General features: G+C 64.9%; 11 protein-coding genes. 3 read left to right on the forward strand and 8 right to left on the reverse strand.

All coding sequences use genetic code 11. The annotated features are described in order from the left end of the window. The first annotated feature begins 165 nt into the window (after positions 1–165). Positions 166–1227 carry a 23S rRNA pseudouridine(2605) synthase RluB gene (rluB, locus tag NRG74_RS06035; RefSeq protein ID WP_257706013.1) on the forward strand — a complete coding sequence of 354 codons (1062 nt, stop codon included), beginning with the start codon at positions 166–168 and terminating at the stop codon, positions 1225–1227. A gap of 30 nt (positions 1228–1257) precedes the next feature. On the opposite strand, the gene NRG74_RS06040 is transcribed toward rluB, so the two are convergent. From NRG74_RS06040 to NRG74_RS06060, 5 genes are all read right to left on the reverse strand, one after another. Continuing rightward, positions 1258–2181 carry a GGDEF domain-containing protein gene (locus tag NRG74_RS06040; RefSeq protein WP_160922516.1) on the reverse strand — a complete coding sequence of 308 codons (924 nt, stop codon included), beginning with the start codon at positions 2179–2181 and terminating at the stop codon, positions 1258–1260. Positions 2182–2352: 171 nt separating this feature from the next. Further along, positions 2353–3354 (reverse strand): NADP-dependent oxidoreductase, encoded by a 1002-nt coding sequence (locus NRG74_RS06045; RefSeq protein ID WP_257706014.1) that lies wholly within the window; start codon positions 3352–3354, stop codon positions 2353–2355. A gap of 55 nt (positions 3355–3409) precedes the next feature. Beyond that, positions 3410–4597, reverse strand: a complete 1188-nt coding sequence (locus NRG74_RS06050) for a benzoate/H(+) symporter BenE family transporter (protein ID WP_257706015.1) — start codon at positions 4595–4597, stop codon at positions 3410–3412. Positions 4598–4605: 8 nt separating this feature from the next. Continuing rightward, positions 4606–5211 carry a LysE family translocator gene (locus NRG74_RS06055; RefSeq protein WP_064308642.1) on the reverse strand — a complete coding sequence of 202 codons (606 nt, stop codon included), beginning with the start codon at positions 5209–5211 and terminating at the stop codon, positions 4606–4608. 87 nt (positions 5212–5298) lie between these two features. Then, complete coding sequence (locus NRG74_RS06060) at positions 5299–5781, reverse strand: MarR family winged helix-turn-helix transcriptional regulator (protein ID WP_257706016.1); 483 nt, start codon at positions 5779–5781, stop codon at positions 5299–5301. A gap of 80 nt (positions 5782–5861) precedes the next feature. Here NRG74_RS06060 and NRG74_RS06065 point away from each other — a divergent pair, with 80 nt between their 5' ends. Then, complete coding sequence (locus NRG74_RS06065; protein ID WP_017640523.1) at positions 5862–7031, forward strand: PLP-dependent aminotransferase family protein; 1170 nt, start codon at positions 5862–5864, stop codon at positions 7029–7031. Position 7032: 1 nt separating this feature from the next. Continuing rightward, entirely contained in the window at positions 7033–7632 is a 600-nt protein-coding gene (locus tag NRG74_RS06070) for a glutathione S-transferase family protein (RefSeq protein WP_173147555.1), read from the forward strand. A 46-nt stretch (positions 7633–7678) separates the two neighbouring features. Here the strand turns inward: NRG74_RS06070 and NRG74_RS06075 are convergent, their stop codons facing one another. The 3 genes from NRG74_RS06075 to NRG74_RS06085 all read right to left on the reverse strand — a co-directional run bounded on the left by NRG74_RS06075 (position 7679) and on the right by NRG74_RS06085 (position 9892). Beyond that, entirely contained in the window at positions 7679–8101 is a 423-nt protein-coding gene (locus NRG74_RS06075) for a hypothetical protein (protein WP_017640525.1), read from the reverse strand. A gap of 339 nt (positions 8102–8440) precedes the next feature. Then, a complete protein-coding gene (locus NRG74_RS06080; protein ID WP_231355196.1) occupies positions 8441–9340 on the reverse strand; it encodes a manganese catalase family protein in 900 nt (299 codons plus the stop codon). A gap of 39 nt (positions 9341–9379) precedes the next feature. Then, positions 9380–9892 (reverse strand): ferritin-like domain-containing protein, encoded by a 513-nt coding sequence (locus NRG74_RS06085; protein WP_017640528.1) that lies wholly within the window; start codon positions 9890–9892, stop codon positions 9380–9382. Positions 9893–10032: the final 140 nt, after the last annotated feature.

The raw sequence follows: 10032 nt of genomic DNA on the forward strand, positions 1-10032 counted from the left end.
CACCGCCGCCACAGCCGAAAAAGCGCTGCCAAAATTGTGCAGTCAATTTCAGAGACACCACACTCGCTAGGCTGGCGCGAGCAGGGGCGCTATCATGCGCCCCTGTCTTTTTCCTGGCGCCCGTTCCGCGGCGCCTTTGTCGTCCACTACACCGGGAGGTGCCTGATGACCCTCGACAAGAATCCCCAAAACGAATCCCTCGAAGAATCCGTCCCTGCGCCAGCTGGCGAAAAGCTGCAGAAGGTGCTGTCGCGCCTGGGCGTCGGCTCGCGTCGCGATGTCGAAGCCTGGATCGGCGAAGGCCGCATCAAGGTCAATGGCGTGGTCGCCCCCCTGGGGCTGCGAGTCATGCCCAAGGACGCCATCGCAGTGGACGGACGTCTGCTCAAGCGCGACCAGGCCGAGGAAGTGGTACGCCGGGTACTGATCTACAACAAGCCCGAGGGCGAGATCTGCACCCGTGACGATCCCGAAGGCCGACCCACCGTCTTCGACCGCCTGCCCAAGCCCAAGCAGGGCCGCTGGATCAACGTCGGTCGCCTGGACATCAATACCACCGGTCTGCTGCTATTCACCACCGATGGTGAACTGGCCAATCGATTGATGCACCCGTCCTACCAAATGGACCGCGAATATGCGGTGCGGGTACGTGGCGAGGTGACCGAAGAGATGCTGCTGTGCCTGAAGAACGGGGTGATCCTCGAAGACGGTCCGGCACGCTTCACCGACGTCCAGCAGGCGCCGGAAGGCGATGGCTTCAACCACTGGTTCCATTGCGTGGTGATGGAAGGCCGCAACCGTGAAGTCCGCCGGCTGTGGGAGTCCCAGGGCCTGGTGGTGAGCCGTCTGAAGCGCGTTCGTTTCGGTCCGGTGTTCATGACCAGCGATCTGCCGGTCGGCCGCTGGCGCGAGATGACCCAGGGGGAGATCGACATCCTCGCGGGCGAAGTTGGCCTGCCGCCGGTGGCGCTGCCGGCCATGGGCGGCAAGACGAAGGAAAAGCTCGAACGTCAGCAGCGCAAGACCGCGCGGCCGATCGATGCCGGTCGGGGTTCGCGCAACAAGCTCAACAAGGCGGGCAAGGCCAGCAAGCCCCAGGGGTCGGCCGTGGCCGAGCGGCCGAGCGAAATGGGCCGCAAGCCGGTCAGCAAGGGCCGTACCTCGCCTGGTATCGCGCCGCGTCGCGGTCCGAGCGGTGGCGGTACCGGCAAGGGCGGTCGCCGCTAAGCAGAGCGGTCGCCTGGCCCCAGGCGACCCTCAGGTCAGGCTGCAGGATCGATTGCGGCCTTCGGCCTTGGCCTGATAGAGGGCTCGATCCGCGCGCAGCAGTAGGCAGCGCGGGGACTCGACGTCACGTAGCGTCGCCAGCCCGAGGCTCAGGGTGACCGGCAGTGGAATGGCGCCGGCGGTCTCCGATTGAGCTTCGACAGCCGCTCTCAGGCGCTCCGCCACGATATGGGCTGCCTCATGACCGGTGGCCGACAGCAGCACGCAGAATTCCTCGCCGCCAAAGCGAAAGATCATGTCCATGCTTCTCAGGCAGTTGCTGAGGGTGCGGGCGGTCTGCCGCAGCACGTCGTCCCCGACGCTGTGGCCGAAGCGGTCGTTGATGCGTTTGAAGTGGTCCAGATCCAGCATCAGCAGCGACAGGGGCTGCTGGGTACGGCGCGCCAGCTCCAGTTCCCGCACCAGGGCGCGGTCCAGGGCGTTGCGATTGCCGACCCCGGTGAGGGCATCGCGCAGGGCATTGTTCTGCGCCTCGCGATAGAGCAGGGCGTTGCGCAGGGGAAACAGCAGGGTGCCGAGGAGGTATTCCAGCGCACTGAGCTCGCTGTCCTGGAAGCGCTCCTGACGGTAGAAGGTCAGCTCGCCCAGGCGGATATCGCCCTGGCTCAGGTGGTAGTGCACCTGGTGACCCTGCTCTTCGCCCAGTCTGATGACCACGTCTTCTGCGGCGTTGCGATAGGCGAGCCCAGGCACGTCCACGAGGGTATCTACCTCCTGCCGAAAGAGCTGCAGGACCCGTTCGAGATCCAACGATGACTGCAGGACGCTGAGCAGCCGCTGACGTAGCGTACTCAGCACCAGGGGATCGCTTTCGCGAACGGGGGCGACTTGGCTGGCGTTACGCTGCTGGCGAGCGCGATCGAGATTGATGGTGTTGGATGAGGGCGGGACCATGCCTGTTCTCCTTGGCGGATAGTCCCTCTGAAGCGAGAAGCGTGCCAGTCTTATAGTTTTATAAAAATCAATGACTTAGGCAGATGATGGCGATTGGCCGTCTATAAGTTGGCGCCTGGAGGCCAAGCGGACCGCATAGGCGGCCCGCTCGCGACGATTTTCCGACGCGGTTCAGACCTTGAGCACCAGCTTGCCGAAGTTCTCGCCGGAGAACAGCTTCATCAAGGTCGTGGGGAAGGTGTCCAGGCCTTCCACCACATGCTCGCGGGACTTGAGCTGGCCGTCGGCCAGCCAGATCGCCAGCTGCTGTTGCGCTTCGGCATAGCGGGCGGCGTGGTCGAGGACGATGAAGCCTTCCATGCGGGCGCGATTGCTCAATAGCGCCAGATAGTTCTGCGGGCCCTGGATCTTGTCGCTGTTGTACTGGCTGATGGCACCGCACAGGACTACCCGGGCGCGGAAATTGATCTGCGCCAGGACCGCATCCAGGGTCGGGCCGCCGACGTTGTCGAAATAGACGTCGATGCCGTTGGGGCACTCACGGCGCAGGGCGGCCGCCAGGTCTGGCTCGGCCTTGTAGTCGATAGCGGCGTCGAAGCCCAGCTCCTCGATCAGATAGCGGCATTTTTCCGCACCGCCGGCGATGCCCACCACGTGGCAGGCCTTGAGCTTGCCGATCTGGCCGACCATGCTGCCGACCGCGCCAGCGGCGCCTGAGACCACGAGGGTCTGGCCGGCCTTGGGCTCGCCGACTTCCAGCAGGCCGAAGTAGGCGGTGAGGCCGGTCATGCCGAGTACCGAGAGATACTGGGGCAGGCTGGCCTTGCTGGCATCCACTGGGTAGAAGCCCTGGGGTTCGCCCAGGTAGTAGTCCTGGATGCCGAGCATGCCGTTGACGGTATCGCCCACCTTGAAGTCCGGGTGGTTGGAGGCCACTACCTCGCCCACGCCCAGGGCGCGGATGACCTCGCCGATACCGATGGGCTTGATATAGGACTTGCCCTCGTTCATCCAGCCACGCATGGCCGGGTCGAGGGACAGGAACAGATTCTTGATCAGCACCTGGCCGGCGCCGGGTTCGCCGACCGGCTGCTCGACGCGCTCGAAGGTATCGGCGGTGGGTTCGCCGGAGGGGCGTTTGGCGAGCAGGAACTGGCGATTGGTACGGGACATGGTGTTCTCCTGACGGGAAGGATGCAGTTCCGACCGGTCAGGAGGGTTTCAGGTTCTACCGGCGGCGTGCGGTGAGTAGCAAACTGGCCAATAGACCGGCCACCAGACCCCAGAAGGCAGAGCCTACGCCGGCCAGCGTCAGCCCCGAGGCGGTGACCAGAAAGGTGATCAGCGCCGGTTCGCGTTGACTGGGTTCGGCCAGGGCGCCGTGCAAACCGTTCATGATGGAACCCAGCAGGGCCAGGGCGGCCACCGAGATCACCAGTTCGCTTGGCAGCGAGGCGAATAGCGCGGCCAGGGTGGCGCCGAACAAACCGGCGATGCCATAGAAAAATCCGCACCAGACCGCCGCCGTATAACGTTTGCTGGCGTCTTCATGGGCCTGGGGACCGGTGCAGATCGCCGCGCTGATGGCCGCCAGGTTGATGCCATGGGAGCCGAAGGGGGCCAGCAGCAAGGAGGCGAGGCCGGTGGTGGCGATCAGCGGCGAGGCTGGAACCGCGTAGCCATCCGTACGCAGCACGGCGATGCCGGGCATGTTCTGTGACGCCATGGCCACCACGAACAGCGGGAGGGCGATGCCGATGGTGGCGGCCAGGGAAAAGGTCGGGGTGGTCCATACCGGCACCGCCAGTTCCAGCCGCAGGGCGTGGAAGTCCAGCAAGCCCAGTCCGGCAGCCAGCAGCAGGCCGACCACCAGGGCCACCAGCACGCAATAGCGCGGCCACAGCCGCTTGGCTACCAGATAGCCCAGGGCCATGCCCAGCACCAGCCCGGTTTGGTGCTGGGCTGCCGCGCAGATCTCGATGCCGATGCGAAACAGGATGCCGGCCAGCAGGGCGGCGGCGAGGGCCGGGGGTACCCGACGCAGTAGACGGTCGACGCTGCCGGTGAGGCCGCATAGGGCGAGCAGTACCGCGCAGAGGACGAAGGCGCCGATGGCATCGCTGTAGGGCACCGAGGGCAGGCTGGTGACCAGCAGGGCGGCGCCCGGGGTCGACCAGGCGATGACGATGGGGGTGCGGTACTTCAACGACAGGCCGATGGTGGTCAGGGCCATGCCGATGGACAGCGCCCAGATCCAGGAGGAAATCTGGCCCGTGCTGAGCCCCGCGTTCTGGCCGGCCTGGAACATCAGTACCAGGGAGCTGGTGTAGCCCACCAGCATGGCGACGAAACCGGCGACCACGGCGGCGGGGGAGCTATCGGCCAGCGGGGTAAGGCGTTGTGGAGCCGCGTGCATCAAAAACCTCAGTGATGGCCGAACAGGATGGGGTAGAGGGACAGCACCAGCAGCAGCGCCATGCTCCAGTTGAACAGCCGCAGGCGCGCCGGACTGCTGAGCAGGCGGCGCAGGCCCATGCCGAACAGCGTCCAGAGGCTGACGCTGGGCAGGTTGATCAAGGCGAAAAGCAGGGCGACCAGCAGCAGATTGGCGGTGAAGTTCTCGGCCGGAATATAGGCGGTGACCGCGCCAATCGCCATCACCCAGGCCTTGGGATTGACCCACTGGAAGGCCGCAGCCTGGAAGAAGCCGAACGGCTTGCCGCTGCCTGACTCCCGCGGCGTGGGGGCCGCGGCGGTGGCCAGTTTCCAGGCCAGATACAGCAGGTAGGCGCCACCGATCACTCGCAAGGCGATCTGCAGCGGTGGATAGAGCACGAACAGCTGACCCAGTCCGAGACCGGTGCAGATGACCAGCAGCATATGCCCCAGGCTGATGCCGAACATGTGCGGCAGGGTACGGCGGAAACCGAAATTGACCCCCGACGCCAGCAGCATCATGTTGTTGGGACCGGGCGTGGCGGAAGAGACGAAGGCGAAGAGCATGAAGGCGGAGAGCAGTTCGACGGTCATGAGGGCATCCCTGGGCTTTGCGTCAGCTTAGCCAGGCCGCTCGGGGCGGTATCCGTACACCGAGGCCGCGAACCAGCGGTACAGTTTTCAGGAGCCGACCGAAGGGGTCGAACTGTCCTGGATTTCGCTTTCGCTCTCCTGGCGGCCGGCCAGGGCCTGATTGAACGCCAGCCAGCCCTCGGCCGCATCCGCTCCGGCCGTGGCCAGCGCCGCCTGCACCAGGCGCATCTGCTCGCGTCTCAGGGTCTGCTCCAGGGCGGCGCCACCCCGGGTGAGGGACAGCCGCCGCTTGCGCTTGTCCGCGGCATCCATCTCCATGGCCACCAGTTGCATCTCCAGCAACTGCCGCAGCGGAATGTTCAGCGCCTGCTTGCTGACCCCGAGCACCTCCAGCAGGGCCTTGTTGCTGAGCCCCGGCTCGCGGGCGATAAAGAACAGGATGCGCTGATGGACCCGGCTCAGGCCACGGCGCGCCAGCATGTCGTCGGCCTTGGCGGTGAAGGCCTGGTAACTAAAGAAGAAGGTCTCCATGACCAGGCGCTGCTGAGCGGTCTGATTTAGGTCAAGCATATTGACTTGTCTTTCCGGTGTGGATTAGGGTCGGTCAAGTAGTTTGACTCATTAGCCGGCCACGGGCCACAGGAGGGCAGATGGCATTTTCCGAACGGGTAAGCCGACTCAAGAGCAGCCTGATCCGCGACATCCTGGCGGCGGCGCAGCGGCCGGAGGTGATGTCCTTCGCTGGCGGTCTGCCGGCCGAGCGCTGTCTGCCGGCGGTGGACTGGAGCCAGCTGCCGGCCGGCTTGGGCCAGTACGGCATGAGCGAGGGCGAGCCGGCGCTGCGCGAGGCCATCGCCGCCCAGGCGCGCGACTATGGCCTGGACTGTACGGCGGACCAGGTGCTGGTCACCACCGGTTCGCAGCAGGCGCTGGACCTGATCGCCAAGCTGTATCTCGATGTCGGCACGCCGGTGCTGGTGGAGGGCCCCACCTATCTGGCCGCGCTGCAGAGCTTCCAGTTCTTTGGCGCCGATTGCCTGGAGGTCAGCCTGACTCCGGAGGGGCTGGATCTGGACGCCTTGCGCCTGCGGCTGCAAGAGCGGCGCCCGGCCTTCGCCTACCTGATCCCGACCTTCCAGAATCCCTCCGGCGTGCGCTACTCCACGGCCAACCGTGCGGCCGTGGCAGCGCTGCTGGACGAATTCGGCGTGACCCTGGTCGAGGACGAGCCCTATCGCGAACTCAGCTATGACGGCGCCCCGGCACGACCGCTGTGCGCCCAGTTGCAGCGTAGCGCCTGGATCCATACCGGCAGCCTGTCCAAGACCCTGTTGCCCGGCCTGCGCGTGGGCTACCTCATCGCCTCGCCGGAGCTGCTCAAGCCGTTGCGAGCGCTCAAGCAGGCCGCCGATCTGCATACCTGCCGCATGAGCCAGTGGCAGGTGCTGCAATGGCTCGGCAGCGAGCGCTACGCAAGGCACTTGCAGGAGGTGCGGGCCTTCTACCGCGAGCGTCGCGATGGCTTCGCCGAGGCGCTGACCCGGCACTTCAGCGAGCTGGCCGATTGGCAGATTCCCCAGGGCGGGCTGTTTTTCTGGTTGCAGCTGAAAACGCCCCTGGATACCCGTACCCTGCTGGACGCGGCCCTGGCGCAGGACGTCGCCTTCATGCCGGGCGAGCCGTTCTTCGCCGAGCCGGATCGCCACCCTGGCCTGCTGCGGCTCAACTTCAGCCATGTGCTGCCCGAGCGCCTGGATACCGGTCTGGCGCGCCTGGCCGACGTGATTCGCGACGCCACCCCTACCTACAAGGAGCTGTGAGATGTATCAGGTCTATGGCGATCGCCGTTCCGGCAACTGCTACAAGGTGGTGCTGATGCTGCACCTGCTCGGCGTGGAGTATCGCTGGCACGAGGTGGATATCCTCGCCGGCGAGACCCAGAGCGACGCCTTCCTGGCGAAGAATCCCAACGGCAAGATTCCGGTGCTGGAGCTGGAAGACGGCACCTGCCTGTGGGAGTCCAACGCCATTCTCAACTTCCTCGCCGACGGCACAGGCTTCCTGCCCAGCGAACCGCGGTTGCGCACCCAGGTGCTGCAGTGGCAATTCTTCGAGCAATACAGTCACGAGCCCTATGTGGCGGTGGCGCGCTTCATCCAGCTCTATCAGGGGCTGCCTGCGGAGCGCCGTGAGGAGTACGAGGTCTGCCAGGTCCGTGGCTACAAGGCGTTGCGGGTGATGGAGCAGCAGCTGCAACGCACGCCTTTCCTGGTGGGGGAGCAGTATTCGATCGCCGATATAGCGCTCTATGCCTATACCCACGTCGCCCACGAAGGGGGCTTTCGCCTGGACGACTATCCGGCGATCCAGGCGTGGCTGGCACGGGTCGCGGCGCAGCCGGGCCATGTCGCCATCGGCTGAAACGCCAGGAGGGGAGCCAGGCTCCCCAGTGGGCGCCGGGGCGTGATCAGCGAGCGCTGACCACGAATTGCCAGTACTGGTTGAGTCGGCGCTCACCCCCGTTGGCGGTCAGCAGGACCGAGGACGGCGGCTTGGACTGCAGCTCCGGTAGCGATTTCATCAGCGTGCGCCAGTTGCTGTAGTAGGTCTGCAGGCAGCGCCGGGCGGTGCCATTGTTCTGCAGAGAGGTCAGAGCCTTCTGATAGGCCGGTTCGATCTGCGACAGCGCCTGGGCGACGCAGCTGTCGGTATCGGAGAAGCGGGCCGTGTCGCCGATGCGGGTACCGGCGATCACCGCCTTGTTCGCGCAACTCTTGAAGGCGATCATGCTGGCCTGCTCGAATTGCAGGGCATCCTGATCCATGGCGAAGGCGGGTGCGCTGCAGACCGCGGCTGCAACGAGGGCTAAGGCATAGGCGTGGCGTTTCATGGTGGCGTCCCTGGCTACGTCGGTAAGACGTGATGGCATCAATGCACAGCGGCAGACTGCACCGCTGAACAAATGTTCAGCGCAAAAGGCGGCAAAGCGCCATCAGGCGAATTCCACCAGACCGACGGTAGTGAGACCTATGAACAAGGTGGTCAGGACGACCATGGCGAACGCCAGGAGATAATCTTCCATCAGGGCTTTCCCTACTACGATGACGGCAGTAGGACCGATGGCAAATGGCCAGGTTCTTACGGAAGGCGAGTCGGCGCGGACTGGCCGACGGAAGGTCATTGGTGGGGGTGAAGGCGGCGACACCCCAAGGGTGTCGCCGCCTCGGCATCACTCGTTGAGACGATTCTTGTCGAGCTGCTTGGCCAGGCCGGCGCCCAGATCGGCACCCGTCACCGGCGCCGCATTCGGGTCCGACATCGTGCGAGTCGCGAGCTGTTCGACCGCCTTGGCCTGCATCGGCGGCAGCTTGACGCTGGCCAGGCCGTCGCCGCCGTCCACGGCGGGGCTGGGCTGTTCCACGAACTCCCAGTCCTGACCCTGGTTCCAGGGACCGCGCATATCGCCTTCGCCTTGCGACATGTTGTAGTAGACGCTGGCGAATTCCGGCCGCGGCGGCATCTTGCCCTGGGGGAAGTTGGGCTGGATGGAGTGCAGCGCGTTCTCGAAGGACTTCTGGTGCGCGATCTCGCGGGTCATCAAAAAGCTCAGGGTGTCCTTGATGCCGGCATCGTCGGTGACGTTGATCAGGCGCTCGTAGACGATCTTGGCCCGGGCCTCGGCGGCGATGTTGGATCGCAGGTCGATGGTCGGCTCGCCGACGGTATCGATGTAGGCCGCGGTCCAGGGCACCCCGCCCGAGTTGATCAGTTGCGGGCCACCACCGTAGAGGATCTGGGTGAGGTGGGAGTCATTGCCGGCACCGGTCAGTGAGCGGTACATGTCCGCTTCTTCCTGGGTCTTTTCCGCCAGGTCGCCCTTGGCGCCCTTGTTCAGCATGGCGATCATCGAACCGATGATTTCCAGGTGGCTGAGTTCCTCGGTGGCGATGTCGAACAGCATGTCCTTGCGGCCGGGGTCGAGCTCGGCTATCGCCTGGGTGAAGTAGCGCATGGCGGCGGCGAGTTCGCCTTGGGGACCGCCGAATTGCTCCAGCATCAGGTTGGCGAGACCGGGATTGGGTTCGGACACGCGCACGGTGTATTGCAGTCGCTTGTTATGGACGAACATGTAACCTCCAGGGGCTAGTCACGGGTAACACGGGGTAGTTCAGCGCTTCGCGGTCAGATCGGGATCGGCGGAGCGTTCCAGGAAGGCTCTGGTGGTGACGGGCAGGTCTTCCAGCAACCAGGCCGCCATGGCCTTCTCCTGTTCGAGGATGCGTTCGCAGGCTTGCTGCGTTTCGGTATCACCGATCTCGGCAGCGGCGGCGATCAACGTGGTGTAGGTGGCGATTTCGATGTTCTCGAAGACATAGCCGGCGATGGCGCCCTTGATGACCTCGTCGCTCATGGGCGCACCACCAATGGCCTGGCCCAGCGCCATCAACTTGCCGCCCATGTCCTTGAGCGTCGAGGCGCTGCTGCCGAGGCGGCTCAGGCAGCCTTCAAGGACCTGGCGTTGCTCCTGGGTTTCCTTGATGTGCTGCTCGATGCGCTGGCGCAGTTGCGGATAGTGCTCCAGCCGCGCGGCCTGGGCGGAAAGCATTTTCTCGGCCTGTTCTTCCATGGCATGGGCGTCACGCAGCCAGTCGATCAGGTTGTCTTGCTTGGAAGCCGTCATGGAAAACTCCTGCTCGTAGAGAGAGGCGACAACGGGCCGGAAGGCCCCGCCAGATTGCGTTCTGTCTGCTTATTAGTGGGGGGCGGCTAGCAAGAGATTCGCGGGACGGCGGTCTTTCTGATCGATGGAAAAGGGCCAGG

The sequence above is a fragment of the Pseudomonas oryzihabitans genome (assembly GCF_024652905.1).
Lineage (GTDB): Bacteria > Pseudomonadota > Gammaproteobacteria > Pseudomonadales > Pseudomonadaceae > Chryseomonas > Chryseomonas benzopyrenica.